Raw genomic sequence first — 15,706 nt, forward strand, 5'->3', positions numbered from 1 at the left:
CGCTTCCTTCGGCTGGTGACGTTATCGTTGAGTGCTGTTTTTGGTTTTGGTGTCGTTTGCCCCGGCATCCGCCGGGTCGTAGCCGCGCGCTTCCAGTGCGGCGGTCAGATCATCGGCCATGGTGAGGATCTTGACCAGCAGCGGAACGAACAGGGCGGCTATGTTGCGCTCCACGCCGCGGGCGCGCTGGGCCATCCGCACCTCGCGCACCTGTTCGCCCAGCAGCGGGATGAAGCGGATGGTCAGGGCCAGCATCAGCGCCATCTTCGCCGGATTGACCCCGACCGGGCGCAGCAGGCCGAACAGCCGCTCGAACAGATCGACCATGTCCGTCACGCGGGTGGTCAGCGTGACCAGCGTCGCCAGCAGGATCAGGGCGGCGAAACGGGCGACGGCGACGGTCGTCTCCTCCCATCCGCCGCCGGCCAGCAGGGACTGGAAGCCGAACAGCAGGGTCAGCATGACGACCGGCGCCCGCAGCTCCGCCAGCACCCGTCTGGCCGGCAGCCTCGCCGCGACAAGCACGGCGGTGCCGATCAGTCCGGCGGCGAGCGCCCCCCAGGCACCGGGCAGCGCCAGCACCGCCACCGTCACCAGCAGCAGCCCGCCCAGCTTCGCCCCCGCCGGCAGGCGGTGGACGGCAGACTCCCGATGCAGGTAGAGTCCCAGCATCAGCCGAGCCGCTTGATGTAGGCCGGCACGGTCTCCGCCGGGGGACCGTCGGCAACGATGCGGCCGTCCTCCAGCACCAGCGCCCGGTCGAAATCCCTCACCATGTCGAGGTCGTGGGTAACGACGATCACCGTCTGCGGCAGCCCGCGCAGCAACTCGATCACTTTGCGGCGATTGCGCAGGTCGAGCAGGGTGGTCGGCTCGTCGAAGATCACATAGGCCGGTTCCAGCACCAGCACCCCGGCGATGGCGAGCAGCTGTTTCTCGCCGCCGCTCATCTGGTGGGCCGGCTGGTGGCGGTAGCGGGCGAGGCCGTAACGCTCCAGCGCACCGGCGACGCGGAGGGCGATCTCGTCCTTCGGCAGCTTGCGCGCCTTCAGCCCGAATGCGAGGTCTTCCTCCACCGTCGGGTAGACGATCTGGGTGTCGGGATTCTGGAAGACGAAGCCGACCCGCTGACGCACGGCCCGGCCGTCGCTGCGGGTGTCCAGTCCATCGACGGTGACGGTACCTGTGGTCGGTACGATCAGGCCGTTCAGCAGGCGGGCCAGCGTGCTCTTGCCCGACCCGTTGCCGCCGAGAATGGCGATGCGCCGCTCGGCCATCCGCAGCGACAGGTCGTGCAGGACGGGGCGCTCGCCATAGGCGTGAGTGACGGACCGGAGTTCGATCATCGACGGAGACGGAGCTTTCGCGTTGCAGTTCTGTTGCGCGTGCGAAAGGTTCTTAGCGGGTTTGCGGGCGGGGTTCCAGAGGAGAGCGTGGCTGTGGTAGTCCGGACTTGATTTCTGTCCATGTTTCTGTACATAGTGCCGCACCCCACCCGCATACAGATAAGTATTTCGATATGGGTCACATCAGCTACACCGACCTCAGAAACAATCTTGCCAGTGTAATGGACGAGGTCTGTGACAGCCGCGCGCCGCTGACCGTCACCCGTCAGAAGGGACGGTCGGTGGTGATGATTTCCGAGGAAGAGTTCGAAGGGTTGATGGAGACGCTTCATCTCCTGAAAAGCCCCAAGAACGCGGAGCGGCTGCTCAAGGGCATCGCCCAACTTGATGCTGGCAAAGGCATCGAGCGGGACATTCTGAATGAAGAAGGTTTGGACTGACGGCGCTTGGGAGGATTACTTATACTGGCAGAAGAACGAACGGGCCGTGTTGAAGAAGGTCAACGACCTGATTCGCGACACTGAACGGAACCCGTTCTCAGGACTGGGCAAGCCTGAACCCCTGAAGGAAGGGCTTGCCGGCTGGTGGTCACGCCGCATTACAGGCGAACATCGGCTGGTCTATCGGGTGACCGGGAGCGGCGACGCCCAGGCGCTCGAAATCCTCGCCTGCCGGTATCATTACTGAGCCGCCATGAAGGCCGCCCCTGTGGGCGGCCATTCTTCATAGCCGAACGGCAATCAGAAGCTGTTCCGCTCGTGGTACGTCTGCAAGAACTGCTGCACCCGCGGTTCGGTGGATTCGTGGAAGACCTCGCGCGGGGTGCCGAAGGCGGCGATGCGGCCGCGGTCGAGAAACGCCACCTTGTCGGCGACGTTGGCGGCGAAGCCCATCTCGTGGGTCACCACCACCATGGTCATGCCGTCGGCCGCCAGATCGCGCATCACCTGCAACACCTCGCCCACCAGTTCGGGGTCGAGTGCCGAGGTCGGCTCGTCGAACAGCATCAGGTGCGGCTCCATCGCGATGACGCGGGCGATGGCGACGCGCTGCTGCTGGCCACCGGACAGGCGGGCGGGGTAGGCGTCGGCCTTGGCGGCCAGACCCACCCGGTCCAGCATCCGGCCGGCATGCGAGGCAGCCGACGCCTTGTCCATGCCGCGGACCTGCACCAGGGCTTCGGCCACATTCTCCAGCGCGGTCATGTGGGGCCACAGGTTGAACTGCTGGAACACCATGCCGACGTTGCGGCGCAGGCTGCGCAGGTCGCGGTTCGACAGGCGGCGGCGCGGCGTGTCCTCGGTATAGCCGACCAGCGTGCCTTCGATGCGGATCTCGCCGCGGTCGTAGACCTCCAGGAAATTGATGCAGCGCAGAAGCGTGCTCTTGCCGGATCCGCTGGGGCCGATCAGGCAGACGACCTCCGACTTGTTGACCGTCAGGTCGATGTCGCGCAGCACCTCGTTGGTGCCGAAGCTCTTGCCGACGCCGCGGATCGAGACCATCGGCACGGCATCGCCCTGGACCATGGTGCGCGGCGGGGTGGCGGTTTGGGAAACTGCGGTCATCACGCCCTCGCGGTTGCGGTCTCGGTAGACGACCCCTGCGGCGAGGCATGGGTCAGGAAACGGGTGACGCGCGCCTCCAGCCGGCGGCCTAGGCGCGACACCACCTCCACCAACAGCCAGTAGAACAGCGCCATCCCAAGGATGGTCTCGAAGGTGGCGAAGGTCTCCGCCGCCATCGTCTGCATCTCGTACATCAGTTCCGGCACGGTGATGATCGACAGCACCACCGTCTCCTTGGTCAGGATCGCCATCATGTTGACGATGGCCGGAATGGTGGAGACGAGCATCGCCGGCACGATCACCCGGCGCAGGATGGAGCCGTAGGACATGCCGAGGCTGAGCGCCGCCTCCACCTGCCCCTTCGGCACCGCCTGATAGCCGGCGCGGAAGATTTCGGCGAAATAGGCGCTGCCATAGATGCCGAGGCCGAGGATGCCGGCGGTGGTCGCCTCCAGCCGCAGGCCGATCGACGGGCCGCCGCTGTAGAGCAGGAACAGCTGGATCAGGAAGGGCGTGCCCCGGATCACCTCGATATAGGCGCGGATGATCCAGCGCAGCGGCTTGATCGGCAATTGCCGCAGCAGCATCAGCACGAAGCCCAGGACCATGCCGATGAGGCAGCCGGCGCCCCAGCACAGGATGGTGACGCCGAAGCCGCGCAGCAGCGCCGGGCCGTACTGGACGAGAAGGGAAAGGTCCAACATCGGATCAGGCCTGTTGCAGACGGCGTTCGACCAGCGTGCCGAACAGGGCCAGCGCGCCGTTGATCGCCAGATAGATGAGCCCGGCCGCGAGATAGATCTCCAGCGGGCGGTAGTTGCTGGCCGAGATGGTCTGGCTGGTCCGCGTCAGCTCCGCCACACCGACGACGGAGATCAGCGAGGACGCCTTCAGCAGCAGGATCAGCTCGTTGACCAGGGCGGGAACCGAGATGCGGAAGGCCTGCGGCAGCAGGATGCGCGTCCAGATCGATTGGGCGGGAAAGCCCAGCGCCAGCGCGGCTTCCGATTGCCCATGCGGGACGGCGTTCAGCGCGCCGCGGTAGATCTCCGACACGTAGGCGCCGGACGCGAGACCCAGCGCAGCGACGGAGGCGACCAGCGGCGGCACGTCGATGCCGATCAACGGCAGCATGTAATAGATCAGCAGAAGCTGGATCAGCAGCGGCACGCCGCGGAAGAAGCTGACATAGACGCCGCCGGCCATGTCGGCCGCCCGGCCGCCGGACTGGCGCGCCACGCAGACGACGACGCCGAACACCTGCCCCAGCAGCACGCCGAGCAGCGAGACCCAGATGGTCGTGACGGCCGCCCCCAGCAGATAGGGAAGGGCGTCGATGATGACGCTGAACTTCATCGAGTGGGCCTTCGTCGAGCGATCCTATCCCTCTCCCGGGGCGGGAGAGGGAGTTTACCACCAGGCTTACGTTACAGCTGCGGTTCCGGAACGGTGGTCGGCAGGTCCTGGGCGACGCCGAACCACTTCTTCTGGATGGTCGCCATGCGGCCGTCCTTCTGGATCTTCACCAGGGCGGCGTTGACCGCCTCGATCAGGCTCTTGTCGTTCTCGTCCAGGCGGCCGACCCAGGAGAAGTAGGACGGCTTGCCGAAGGGCGGCAGAACGACGGCGAAGGTGTCCTTGCGCTTGGATGCCGCGAAGTTCAGGTTCGGCAGCGAGTTGACCGAGGCGTCGACGCGGCCGGCGGCCAGATCGGCGTAGGACTGATTGCTGTCGACATATTCGCGCACGTCCGGCGGGGTCGGCAGGGTCTGGCCGTATTCCTTCACCTGGGCCAACTGCGAGGTGCCCTTGCCGCCGCCGACCTTCTTGCCGGCGATGTCCTCCGGCTTGTTGATGGTCTTGTCGTCGGCCCGCTTCATCAGGGCGGCGGTCGCCTCCGAAATCGGAACGGTGAAGGAATAGCGCTTCATGCGCTCCTTCGTGATGGTGACCGGGGCGATGACCAGATCGAACTTCTTGGCTTCCAGGCCGGGCAGCACGCTGGTCCAGGGCAGGTCCATGTACTTGGCCTTGACGCCCAGTTCCTTGGCCACCTCGTCGATCAGGTCGCGGTCGACGCCCTGGTATTCGTTGTTCTCGAGGAAATCGAAGGGCGGGAACTGCATCTCGGTGGCGACGGTCAGGACGCCGGCTTTCTTCACGTCGGCCAGCGTGTCGGCCATCGCCGTGCCGGCGGCGGCACCGGCGACCAGCATCGTGGCGCCCAGCAGCGCCGCCTTGACCATCGTCCGAACCATAGCCTTGCTCTCCATCATGAAAGGACCCCCTGTTGCGGCCGGCGGCTGTCGCCGGTCCTTTTGTGTTTACAAATTCAACTCTGTCGCGCTGTCGGTGATCGACGACCCGCTGAGGCTGAAGCGGTCGCCCACCGACAGGAAATGAACCAGCGTCACCGGCCGGCTGAGATGCATGGTCTGCCGCCGGATCGACAGGCAGGCCGTGCCGGCCTCCACCCCCAGCAGCGCCGCCATCTCCGCCGTGGCGTTGACCGCCCGCACGGTGTGGTCGGCGGACGACCAGGGAACCCGTTCGACCAGCCAACGGCTGGGTGCCACGACGTCGAACGGTTCGTCAATCACCTCCGGCACGACGTCAAGGTTGACGAGTCGGCGTTCGTGCTGGATCGGCGTCCCGTCGCTGAAATGCAGGCATTCCAGCGTCAGGATCGGCGTTCCGTCGGGCAGGTCCGGCCAGCGGATGCCCTCGCCGTTGCGCAGTGTCCTGCGGTCGCGGATGCGGAATTCATAGACCCGCCCCTCCCGTGCCACCACGTCGCCGATGTCCTCGATGGGCAGGGCGAAGCGGTCGCGGCGGCTGGTGGCGACGAAGGTGCCGGCACGGCGACGGCGGACCAGGAACCCTTCCCGCGCCAGCAGGGCGATGGCCTTGTGCACGGTCTGGCGGGAGACGCCGTAGAGGCTGGACAGTTCCGCCTCGTTGGGAAGGCGCTGGCCGGCCTGCCAGCGTCCGCGCAGGATCTGGCCGGCGACGGCGCGCTTGATCTGGTCGAACAGGGGGCCGCGGCCGTCCAGGGCGCCATCCAGTGAGCCGCCGGGGCTGCCGTCCAGGGTCAGGCCACCTTGCACCGGATCGTCCGGCTGGGAAGCCGGTCCGCCACCGCGGTCCTTTCCGGTCAGGTTTTGCCGTACCAACCCCTGCACCCCGCTCTCCGCGCCGCGTTGCGATGTGACGTTCCGGCGATAATGTATGTACATAATCTTTCGGTCAATCGCGAATTCCCGATCTTGCCCTTGGCTATGCTGCGGTGCGGCGGATTTCCGCCTATCCGCTTCGCAAGGGCTTGCGCAGCCGTTCAAAAAAGCCAATTGGAGAGCGGGTTTCGCAGTTTTGAAGGTTTGAGTGCGTGCATGCTGGTCGGATCGGGCAAGGAAGGGTTGAGTGGGGTGGTGGCGGAGGTTCGTGACGATCTCGTCGCCTGCCACGACTGCGGACGCCTGCACCGCATCCGCCTGCCGGCACCGGGCCACCGGGCCGAATGCACCCGTTGCGGCGCGGTGCTGTTCCGGCACAGCCGGGGCGGGCTTCACCATGCGCTGCCGGTGGCGGTCGCCGGCGCCCTGCTGCTGCTGCTGATCGCCGCCAACCCGCTGATGGGGGTGAACATCCAGGGCAACGACCGGACCAGTCTGGTCGTCACCGGGGTCGAAACGCTGGCCGAACAGGGCATGTGGCCGCTGGCACTGCTGGTCGGCGCGCTGGTGTTGGCCGCCCCTTTCGCCCGCAACATGGCGGTGATCGCCGTACTGCAGCGCCTGCACGAAGGCCGCCCACCCGTCCATGCGCGGGAAACGGCGCGTCTGTTCGCCTGGGCCGAGCGGCTGCGGCCCTGGGCGATGCTGGACGTTTTCCTGCTGGGGCTCCTGGTCGGATATTCGCGGCTGAAAGGCTTCGCCAATGCCGAATTCCTGTCCGGCGGACTGGCGCTGGGCGGCTTCGTGCTGGTCCGCACGCTGATGGACCTGTCGCTCGACAGCCGCCGGATCTGGCAGGCCATCGACCATGTGCCGCCTTCCGGCGCGCCGGCACCGGCGCGCTGGGTCGCCTGCACCGTCTGCCAGCGGGTCCATGGCTGCGACCACGGCCCGGCTCCGGAGCGCTGCACCCGCTGCCACAGCCGCCTGCACCCGCGCGAGCCGAACAGCCTGGAGCGCACCGCCGCGCTGGTGACGGCCGGCGCGGTCCTTTATATCCCGGCCAATCTGCTGCCGGTGATGACCGTCATCAATTTCGGCCAGGGCGCCCCCAGCACCATCCTCAGCGGCGTGCACGAACTGGCGGAAGCCGGGTTGTGGCCGCTGGCCATTCTGGTCTTCGTCGCCAGCGTCGCCGTGCCGGTGCTGAAGCTGGCGGGGCTCGGCTGGTTCCTTCTGGCCGCGTGGCGGCGTTCGGCCAGCAGGCTGCATGCCCGGACGCGGCTGTACCGTATCATCGACGCCATCGGGCGCTGGTCCAACATCGACGTGTTCATGATCGCCATCCTCACGGCCCTGGTGCAGTTCGGCGCCGTCGCCTCCGTCCGCGCCGATCCCGGCGCCATCGCCTTCGCCTCGGTGGTCGTGCTGACCATGGTGGCAAGCCATGTCTTCGACCCGCGCGTGATGTGGGATCGGGCGGCGGAGGGCGCGCCGGATCCGGCGCCCGATGAACGGGCGGAGGTGGCGCGGCATGGCTGACGAGACCCCGAACGACCATCCGCCGGAGGTCGCGACGCCGTCGCGCCGGCGGCTGTCGCCCTTATGGATCCTGCCGCTGGTGGCGGTGCTGATCGCCGGCTGGCTCGGCTGGCGCTGGTTCGAAGAGCGTGGGCCGCAGATCGTCATCACCTTCCAGTCCGGTGACGGGCTGGAGGCCGGGCGGACCCGCATCAAGCACAAGAACGTCGATCTGGGCGTGATCGAATCGGTGCGGCTGTCCGACGACCTGTCGCAGGTGATCGCCACCGCCCGCATGGACCGCACCGCCACCCGCCACCTGAAGGAGGGGACCCGCTTCTGGATGGTGGCGCCGCGCCTCAGCCTGGGCGGGGTGTCGGGGCTCAGCACGGTGGTGTCCGGTACCTATGTGGAGATGGAACCCGGTGGCGGCGACGACCGGCGGGAGTTCGATGCGCTGGACGAGCCGCCGGTGATCCGCGCCGACGTGCCGGGCCGCAGCTTCAACCTGAAGACGGAACAGCTGGGGTCGCTGGCCCAGGGCTCCCCCGTCTATTTCCGCGGCGTCCAGATCGGCGAAGTGATGGGCTACAACCTGTCGCCGCAGGACCGCACGGTGTCGGTGTCGGTCTTCGTCCGCGCGCCTTACGAGAAGCTGGTGCATGAGGGAAGCCGCTTCTGGCGGTCGTCGGGCATCCAGTTCTCCGCCGGGGCCGACGGCATCAAGTTCCAGACCGAATCGCTGAAGTCGCTGGCGCTGGGCGGCGTCGTTCTGGAAACCCCGGCCGATCCGGAGGCGGGGGCGCAGGCAAATGACTGGGCCACCTTCACCCTCTACGAGGATCAGGCCTCCGCCGCGGCGGCGCGCGACCGGTTGCGCGTGCGCTATCGGCTGGAGTTCCCAGGCTCGGTGCAGGGGCTGCAGGCCGGCGCGCCGGTGCTGATGCGCGGCCTGACCGTCGGCCACGTCGCCGCCGTGCGGCTGGAATATGACGAGAACAGGCAGGTACTGCACATTCCCGTCGACATCGACATCGAACCCGATCTGGTCGCCCGAACCTATGCCGTGATCGACGGCAAGCCGATGGACGAGGCGGCGGTGCGCAAGCTGGTCGCCACGCAGGTTGCCAAGGGGCTGCGCGGCCGGCTGGCTTCGGGCAATTTGCTGACCGGGCAGAAGCTGGTGTCCTTCGACTACGAGCCCGGCAACCCGCCGACTGCGCCGGGGACCGAGCGGTCGGAACTGCCCACCGTCGCCTCCAGCGACCTGGAGTCCTTGACCCGGTCGGCCGGGCAGGTGATGGACAAGGTGGCGGCGCTGCCGCTCGACGCGCTGCTGGCCGACCTGCGCGGTACCTTGCAGTCGATCAGCGGCGTCGCCGGCTCGCCCGACCTCGCGCGCTCGCTGGCGGCGCTTGCCAAGGCGCTCGGCAGCGCCGACGCGCTGATGCGAGACGCCGACCGGCAACTGCCGCAGTTGGTGAAGAGCCTGCGCGGCGTGGCGACCGCGGCCCAGGGCACGCTGAATAGTGCCAACGGGCTGCTGGGCGGCGGAGGCGGACAGGCCGATCTGCCCGGCGTGATGCGGCAGTTGAACGACGCGGCGCGGTCCTTCCGCGTGCTGGCCGACTATCTCGAACGTCACCCGGAGGCTCTGCTTCGGGGCAAGAGGTAACGGAATGGGGAGGAGAGGGTGATGGATTGGGTGCGCGGATTGCGGAATGCCGCGCTGACGGCGCCGCTTCTCGTGCTGGCGGCCTGCCAGTCGACGCCGGAGAGCCGGCTCTACACGCTGGCAGTGGTGCCCCCCGGCGGCACGGCGCAGCCCGCCCGGTCCGTGCCGCAAATCCTGGCGCTGGGATCGCTGGACCTGCCGATGCTGATCGACCGGCCGCAGATCGTCCGTCGGATCGACGGCAACCGGGTGGAGACGCTGGAGTTCGACCGTTGGGCCGAGCCGCTGGCCGACGGGCTGCGCTCCACTCTGGCCGGCGACCTGTCGGCGCGCCTGCCGGGCACGACGGTGCTGCCGACGGCCGGAAGCAACGTGGCGGAGGGAACTGCGGTGCTCGCCGTCACCGTGCTGCGCTTCGACGCCGACACCACCGGCCGCGTGCTTCTGGATGCGCAATGGAGCCTGTCGCCGGGCGGCGGGTCCGGCGGGCGCAAGAGCGGCCCGACGCGCGAAATCGTCGAGGTGCCGTCCGCCGGAACCGGACCCGATGCCCAGGTCCGGGCAATGAGCCAAGCGGTCGGAGCGCTGGCCGACCGCATCGCCGCCGGTGTGCGGCGTTAGCCAACCAGGATCGAGCTTGCCGGCGCCTCAATGCAGCAGGGTGGCGCCGCGATCTGCGCTGGAGTGCGGCCGGTCCATGCGGCCGACGGCTGGACGGTTCGGCGAAGGTGTGACCTCTGCCGGGTCCGGCAGATGCAGCCCGGCACGGCCGAGGGCGGCGGCCAGGACGCAGAGCGGGGCCATCGCCATGCGCACGCCGGCCAGCGGCAGCCAGTCATTCATCAGCAGCCCCGCCTCGCCATGCTGACCGTGCTGCGCCAGCCGGAGAATGTCGAGCAGCAGCGCTTCGTCCGTACCCAGAGACGGGCAGGGCGGACGGTGCAGGTCGAGCGGACGGGTGGTGGCGGCCAGCACGATGCGCATCAGCGTGTCGAAGGCCACCGCAGCATCGTTCGACAGGCCGGCCTCGGTCATGCCGTCCTGCCAGTGCGGGTGCTGGCGTTCCGGCTCCCGCAACGGTTCCGCCCACAGCCGCAGAACGGAGACGACCAGCGCCTCGGCGCCGCGCAGGTCCTGGAAGCGCTCGCGGCCGGGCATGGAGCGGCGATGGGACTGCATGCTGGACATGACGGACTCCGCTTGGATTGGATGAGCGGAAGGTAGGCTGTTCTGTATGCGAATGCAAGTCATTCGCAAATAGTAGGGCTTCGCGAGGCCCGGAATGTCCCCGCGCCCCGCCACCGCTGGCGGCGGCGGGGCGCGGGGAGCCGGCGAAGGGCGGGAGGCGTGCGCGGTCAGGCGGTCGCCGGTTCGGCCACCAGCGAGCGGACCGCCGCGACCACCGCCTCGGCCTGCGGCACGAAAGCCTGTTCCAGCGGGAAGCTGGCCGGGGCCGGCGCGTCCGGCCCGGTCAGGCGCAGCACCGGCGCCCGCAGGCTTGTGAAGGCCTTCTCAGCCACCAGGGCGGCGATCTCCGCACCGACGCCGCACAAGCGGCTCGCCTCATGCACCACGACAAGCCGGCCGGTCTTGGCGACGGATCGCAGGATGGCGTCCTCGTCCAGCGGCTTCAGGCTGCGCAGGTCGATTACCTCCGCATCGATGCCGGAGGCGGCCAGCATGTCGGCAGCGGCCATGCAGGTGCCGACCGTCTTGGCGTAGGAGACCAGCGTCACGTCACGGCCCTCGCGCCGCACCGCCGCCTTGCCCAGCGGGATGGCGTCGGCATCCTCCGGCACCTCGCCGGCGCTGTAGCCGAGGGCGATGTCGGCGAAGACCAGAACCGGGTTGTCGTCGCGTATCGCCGATTTCATCAGCCCCTTGAAGTCGGCGGGGGTGGAGGGCATCACGATCTTCAGGCCGGGACTGTGGACGAACCAGCTTTCGTTGTTGTGGTTGTGCTGGGCGCCTACGCCCCATCCGGCGCCGGTCATCGCCAGCACCACCATGGGAAACTTGAACTGTCCGCCGGAGATGTAGCGCAGCTTGCCGGCGCTGTTGACGATCTCGTCCATCGCATAGCAAAGGAAGGGGGCGAACAGCAGGTCAACCACCGGGCGCAGGCCGGTGGCGGCGGCCCCGGCGGCGGTGCCTGCGATGATGCCCTCCGCCAGCGGGGTGTTGCGGACGCGGGCGGCGCCGAACTCCGCCAGCAGGTCGTGGCGCTTGGTGGCGACGCCCTCGCCGAAGATCATCACGGTGGGATCGAGCCGCATCTCTTCGGCCAGGGCGGCGGAGATCGCGTCGTTGACGGTCATGGTGGTCATGATGGTGGGCCTCCGCTCAGGCGTAGACGTCGGTGGTCAGGGCATCGAGGCCCGGATAGGGGCTGGCGTCGGCGAAGGCGGTCGCGGCCTCCATCGTCGCGCGGACGCGGGCTTCGATCGCGGCGACGGCTTCGGCGGTCAGGCTGCCTTCGCGTTCAAGCCGCGCGCGCAGGCACAGGATCGGGTCGCGGTCGCGCCAGTGGGCCAACTCGGCCTTGTCGACATAGCCCTGGTCGTCGGGTTCGAAATGACCTCGCAGGCGGTAGGTCATCGCCTCAAGCAGGAAGGGCTTGCCGGTGCGGCGGATGGTGTCGATGGCGGTGCTGGCGGCATCGAACATCGCCAGCGGGTCGTTGCCGTCGACAACCGCGCTCTCCACCCCCAGCGCCGCCGCCTGACCGGCGATGCCGTCGGCCAGCATCGTCTCCTTGCGGTGGACGAAGGCCTGCCACTGGTTGTTTTCGCAGACATAGAGGATCGGCAGCTTCCACACCGCGGCGAGGTTCAGCGATTCCTGGAAGCGCCCTTCGGTGGCGGCCCCGTCGCCGAAGAAACAGGCGACGATGCCCGGCTTGTTCAGCATCGTCCGCGACAGCCCGACGCCGGTCGCCAGCGCCAGTTCGCCGCCGACGATTGTGGAGGTCAGCACGACGCCCAGTTCCTTGGCGGAGATGTGCAGCGACCCGCTCTTGCCGCCGCAATAACCGTCCTGCTTGCCCATCACCTCCGCCAGCATGCGGCCGGGATCGGCGCCGCGGGCCAGCAGGTGGCCGGCGCTGCGGTGGTTGGTCAGGATCAGGTCGTCTGCGGTCAGGGCCGAGACGACGCCGACGGCCGGAGCCTCCTGCCCCACGGAGGTGCAGGTCCCGGCGGCGCGCCCGCGCCCATGCAGGTCGATCAGCGTTTCTTCATAGGCCCGGATCAGCATCATGCGTTCCAGGGCCTGGACAGGGTCCAGTGGACGGATGGTCATGGTGGCGGTCTCCCTGAATTGGGGACCATCCGGATGCGGGGATTCTTGTTCGCGGCGCCCCTGTGGCCCATCGCTCATCGAAGCGACAGGGTATGAGGCGATGTTGCATTCCGAACGGTCTGTGTTCGGAAAGGACCATAAGCGCGCTAATCGGCTTTCGGGTACTAACTGTTTCTTACTGGAATGCTAAAAGATTGCTAACTGTCTCGCGTAAGATAACTATCTGAAATATCGCGGCTTTTCAGTGTTGCGACCAGCGCGCCAGCCATATTGCCAGACGATCGAATCCGGCATCGATCACCACGGCAAGCGCGGCAACGATCAGGGCGCCCTGGATGACGTAGGCCTGGTTGGATCCGTTCAGCCCGACGATGATGGGCAGGCCGAGGGTCTTGGCGCCGACGGTCGACGCGATGGCGGCGGTGCCGACATTGATGATGACGGCGGTGCGCACGCCGGCCAGGATCACCGGGGCGGCCAAAGGCAGTTCCACCCGGAACAGCATCTCCGCCGGTCCCATGCCCAGGCCGCGGGCGGAATCAAGCACCGGGGCGGGCACGCCGTCCAGCCCGGCCACCGTGTTCTCCACCACCGGCAGCAGGGCGTAGAGCGTCAGCGCGATCAGCGCCGGTTCGGGCCCGAAGCCCATCACCGGCACCGCCAGCGCCAGCACCGCCACCGGCGGAAAGGTCTGGCCCATGGTGGCGACGGTTTCCAGCAGGCCGCGGAACTCCCGCCCCCATGGGCGCGTGACGGCGATGCCGGCCCCGCCGCCGAGCAGAATCGCGGCGAGGCTGGAGATGCCGACCAGCGCCATATGGTCGAGGGTCAGGCGGACGAAGCTCTCCGCCTCGTACAAAGGGCGGTCCAGGCCGGGATAGAGCGTGGCGAACAGCGGCTTCAGCGAGGGCATGCCAAGCACCAGCGCCACCAGCGCCACCAGACCCAGAATCAGGCGGTCGGTCAGAAACTCGCGCGGGGCCATGCCGGCGACGGTCATGCCGTTCCGCCCGTGCTGGGGCGCACGAGGTCGGACAGATGCAGCACGCCGGCCGGCCGGCCGTCGCCGTCCACCACCGGCAGCCGTTCGGTGCCGCGGGCGACCATCTCCGACAGGGCGCGGTGCAGCGGGGTCTCGGCAGCCAGCGGTTCGCCGGCCGCGCTTTCCTGCCGGCGGGCGCGGTCGCCGACCGTCTCCACCGCCAGCCGCTTCAACCCCCATTCCTCGCGCCCGACGAGGTCGCGGACCAGCGGACTGGCCGGGCGGGTCAGGATGTCGAGCGGGCTGGCGCATTGGATCAGCCGGCCATGGTCCATCACCGCGATGCTGTCGCCCAGCCGCAAGGCCTCGTCCATGTCGTGGGTGACGAAGACCACGGTCGTGCCGGTGCGGCGGTGGATGGCCGACAGCTCCGTCTGCAGGCTGGCGCGGGTGATGGGGTCGAGCGCGCTGAATGGTTCGTCCATCAGAAGGATGCGCGGTTCCGCCGCCAACGCGCGGGCAACCCCGACGCGTTGCTGCTGTCCGCCCGACAGTTGGTGCGGATAGGCGGAGCGGTAACGGCGGGGGTCGAGGTTCAACAACTCCAGCAGTTCGGTCACCCGGTCGCGGATGCGCGCCTTGGGCCAGCCGAGCAGGCCGGGGACGGTGGCGATGTTGCGCTCCACCGTCCAGTGCGGGAACAGCCCGACCGACTGGATGACGTAGCCCATGCGCCGGCGAAGCTCCTCCGGCTTCAGCGAGGCGATGTCCTCGCCGTCGATACGGATGGCGCCCTCGTCGGCCGGGATCAGCCGGTTGATCATCCGCAGCACCGTCGATTTGCCGGAGCCGGACGGCCCGATCAGCACGCGGAACTCCCCCTCCGCCACGGTGAAGGACACGGCATCCACCGCCGTCCAGGAGCCGAAGCGCTTGGTCACGCGCTCGAATTCGATCATGGCGCACTCCTTCCCGGCAGAACGCCGATGCGGTGGGTGGCGGCGGCGATGCCGATGGACAACAGGGCGTCGGCCGCCACCGCCAGCAGGATGACGGGAACGGCCCCCAGCAGCACGAGGTCCAGCGCGTTTGCGAAAAGCCCCTGGAACATGATGGCGCCGAGGCCCCCGGCCCCGATCAGCGCCGCCACCGCCGCCAGCCCCACCGCCTGGACCACGGTGATGCGCAGCCCCGACAAAAAGACCGGCAGCGCCAGCGGCAGGTCGACGCGCAGGAAGATCTGGCGCGGCGTCAGCCCCATGCCCCTCGCGGCCTCCCGCACCGGAGCAGGGACGCCGTCCAGCCCGACCGCGGTGTTGCGCACGATCGGCAGCAGCGAATAGAGCGTCAGCGCGATCACCGCCGGCAGCGGCCCGACCCCGCTGATCCCCGATCCCGGCAGCATGGCGCCGAGTGCGGCAAGCGGCGCCATCAGCAGCCCGAACAGGGCGATGGACGGCACAGTCTGCACCACGTTCAGGATCGGGAATACCGCGCGTCCGACCGCCTGCACCCGATGAGCCGCCACGCCCAGCGGCAGGCCGATCAGCAGCGTCGGGACCAGCGCCGCCGCCACAAGCAAGGCATGGCGCAACACGGCGTCGGCGAACACCTCCCGCCGGTTGGCGTATTCCTTGAGGATCGACAGGGCGTCGAGATGGCCGGAGACCAGTTGCAGGGCTACAAGCCCGGCGATCGCCGCACCGACCGCCATCCGGCCGACGGCGCCGAGCCCCAGCCGGCGCGCGGCATCGACCGCCGCCAACAGACCCGCCGCCGCCATCACCCAGAAGCCGGAGGCGAAGGAGGTTCGTGCCGCCGCGGACGCTCCCTGCGCCAGCGCCGCCGCCTGGGCGCCCGCCAGCCAGACCAGCCCGGCCGTGAACAGCCCGCCAGCCGCGACGGTCAGTCCGAGGCCGAAGCGGGTGGGCCGCAGGAAGGGCGTCGCCAACAGGACCAGCCCCGGCAGCAGGGCCGCGGCCCCGCCCAATCCCTGCACCGTCGCCCACAGCGGAACCGGCCGGCCGGACAATAGACGGTTCGGTGCGAAGCCGAGGAACGGCAATGCGACGGCGGCGGCCAGAGCGGCCAGAGCCATCAGCAGGGCGACGCGGTTGTACAGGCGAAGGCGGCTGGTCACG

18 protein-coding genes are annotated in these 15,706 nt (G+C 68.5%); 5 read left to right on the forward strand and 13 right to left on the reverse strand.

Annotated features, from left to right (window positions below; all coding sequences use genetic code 11):
* Positions 1-21: 21 nt before the first annotated feature.
* Together FZ938_RS15325 and FZ938_RS15330 are read right to left on the reverse strand one after the other, a co-directional pair.
* Entirely contained in the window at positions 22-672 is a 651-nt protein-coding gene (locus tag FZ938_RS15325; protein WP_149199331.1) for an energy-coupling factor transporter transmembrane component T family protein, read from the reverse strand.
* Complete coding sequence (locus FZ938_RS15330; protein WP_149199332.1) at positions 672-1,346, reverse strand: energy-coupling factor ABC transporter ATP-binding protein; 675 nt, start codon at positions 1,344-1,346, stop codon at positions 672-674. The genes FZ938_RS15325 and FZ938_RS15330 overlap by 1 nt, the downstream gene beginning before the upstream one ends.
* Before the next feature lie 173 nt (positions 1,347-1,519).
* Between FZ938_RS15330 and FZ938_RS15335 the strand changes: the two genes are divergently transcribed.
* Together FZ938_RS15335 and FZ938_RS15340 are read left to right on the forward strand one after the other, a co-directional pair.
* Complete coding sequence (locus FZ938_RS15335) at positions 1,520-1,786, forward strand: type II toxin-antitoxin system Phd/YefM family antitoxin (protein WP_044552781.1); 267 nt, start codon at positions 1,520-1,522, stop codon at positions 1,784-1,786.
* The gene (locus FZ938_RS15340) at positions 1,767-2,033 is read left to right on the forward strand and encodes a Txe/YoeB family addiction module toxin (protein ID WP_149199333.1); all 267 of its coding nucleotides are present in this window, start codon (positions 1,767-1,769) and stop codon (positions 2,031-2,033) included. Before FZ938_RS15335 ends, FZ938_RS15340 begins: the two co-directional genes overlap by 20 nt.
* 53 nt (positions 2,034-2,086) lie before the next feature.
* Here the strand turns inward: FZ938_RS15340 and FZ938_RS15345 are convergent, their stop codons facing one another.
* The 5 genes from FZ938_RS15345 to FZ938_RS15365 form a co-directional block, all read right to left on the reverse strand.
* The gene (locus FZ938_RS15345; protein WP_281399489.1) at positions 2,087-2,914 is read right to left on the reverse strand and encodes an amino acid ABC transporter ATP-binding protein; all 828 of its coding nucleotides are present in this window, start codon (positions 2,912-2,914) and stop codon (positions 2,087-2,089) included.
* The gene (locus FZ938_RS15350) at positions 2,914-3,618 is read right to left on the reverse strand and encodes an amino acid ABC transporter permease (RefSeq protein ID WP_149199334.1); all 705 of its coding nucleotides are present in this window, start codon (positions 3,616-3,618) and stop codon (positions 2,914-2,916) included. Before FZ938_RS15350 ends, FZ938_RS15345 begins: the two co-directional genes overlap by 1 nt.
* 4 nt (positions 3,619-3,622) lie before the next feature.
* Positions 3,623-4,270 carry an amino acid ABC transporter permease gene (locus tag FZ938_RS15355; RefSeq protein ID WP_149199335.1) on the reverse strand — a complete coding sequence of 216 codons (648 nt, stop codon included), beginning with the start codon at positions 4,268-4,270 and terminating at the stop codon, positions 3,623-3,625.
* Between the two features lie 71 nt (positions 4,271-4,341).
* Positions 4,342-5,172 (reverse strand): transporter substrate-binding domain-containing protein, encoded by an 831-nt coding sequence (locus FZ938_RS15360; protein ID WP_246457253.1) that lies wholly within the window; start codon positions 5,170-5,172, stop codon positions 4,342-4,344.
* A gap of 66 nt (positions 5,173-5,238) precedes the next feature.
* Positions 5,239-6,096, reverse strand: a complete 858-nt coding sequence (locus FZ938_RS15365) for a histidine utilization transcriptional repressor HutC (RefSeq protein WP_246457254.1) — start codon at positions 6,094-6,096, stop codon at positions 5,239-5,241.
* 207 nt (positions 6,097-6,303) lie between these two features.
* Between FZ938_RS15365 and FZ938_RS15370 the strand changes: the two genes are divergently transcribed.
* From FZ938_RS15370 to FZ938_RS15380, 3 genes are read left to right on the forward strand one after another with little or no spacing between them, the layout of a single operon-like run.
* Positions 6,304-7,629, forward strand: a complete 1,326-nt coding sequence (locus tag FZ938_RS15370) for a paraquat-inducible protein A (RefSeq protein ID WP_246457255.1) — start codon at positions 6,304-6,306, stop codon at positions 7,627-7,629.
* Positions 7,622-9,283, forward strand: coding sequence for a PqiB family protein (locus FZ938_RS15375; RefSeq protein WP_149199337.1), 1,662 nt, complete (start codon positions 7,622-7,624; stop codon positions 9,281-9,283). Before FZ938_RS15370 ends, FZ938_RS15375 begins: the two co-directional genes overlap by 8 nt.
* Before the next feature lie 21 nt (positions 9,284-9,304).
* Positions 9,305-9,904, forward strand: coding sequence for a PqiC family protein (locus FZ938_RS15380; protein ID WP_149199338.1), 600 nt, complete (start codon positions 9,305-9,307; stop codon positions 9,902-9,904).
* A gap of 27 nt (positions 9,905-9,931) precedes the next feature.
* Here the strand turns inward: FZ938_RS15380 and FZ938_RS15385 are convergent, their stop codons facing one another.
* The 6 genes from FZ938_RS15385 to FZ938_RS15410 all read right to left on the reverse strand — a co-directional run bounded on the left by FZ938_RS15385 (position 9,932) and on the right by FZ938_RS15410 (position 15,705).
* A complete protein-coding gene (locus tag FZ938_RS15385) occupies positions 9,932-10,471 on the reverse strand; it encodes a hypothetical protein (protein ID WP_149199339.1) in 540 nt (179 codons plus the stop codon).
* 167 nt (positions 10,472-10,638) lie between these two features.
* On the reverse strand, positions 10,639-11,610 hold the full coding sequence (locus FZ938_RS15390; protein WP_149199340.1) for an alpha-ketoacid dehydrogenase subunit beta: 972 nt from the start codon (positions 11,608-11,610) through the stop codon (positions 10,639-10,641).
* 16 nt (positions 11,611-11,626) lie between these two features.
* Positions 11,627-12,583 (reverse strand): thiamine pyrophosphate-dependent dehydrogenase E1 component subunit alpha, encoded by a 957-nt coding sequence (locus tag FZ938_RS15395; RefSeq protein WP_149199341.1) that lies wholly within the window; start codon positions 12,581-12,583, stop codon positions 11,627-11,629.
* Positions 12,584-12,824: 241 nt separating this feature from the next.
* The gene (locus FZ938_RS15400; protein WP_281399491.1) at positions 12,825-13,583 is read right to left on the reverse strand and encodes an ABC transporter permease; all 759 of its coding nucleotides are present in this window, start codon (positions 13,581-13,583) and stop codon (positions 12,825-12,827) included.
* Positions 13,580-14,524, reverse strand: a complete 945-nt coding sequence (locus FZ938_RS15405; RefSeq protein ID WP_149199342.1) for an ABC transporter ATP-binding protein — start codon at positions 14,522-14,524, stop codon at positions 13,580-13,582. Before FZ938_RS15405 ends, FZ938_RS15400 begins: the two co-directional genes overlap by 4 nt.
* Entirely contained in the window at positions 14,521-15,705 is a 1,185-nt protein-coding gene (locus tag FZ938_RS15410) for an ABC transporter permease (protein ID WP_246799032.1), read from the reverse strand. The genes FZ938_RS15405 and FZ938_RS15410 overlap by 4 nt, the downstream gene beginning before the upstream one ends.
* Position 15,706: the final 1 nt, after the last annotated feature.

This window comes from Azospirillum oryzae, assembly GCF_008364795.1.
Classification (GTDB): domain Bacteria; phylum Pseudomonadota; class Alphaproteobacteria; order Azospirillales; family Azospirillaceae; genus Azospirillum; species Azospirillum oryzae.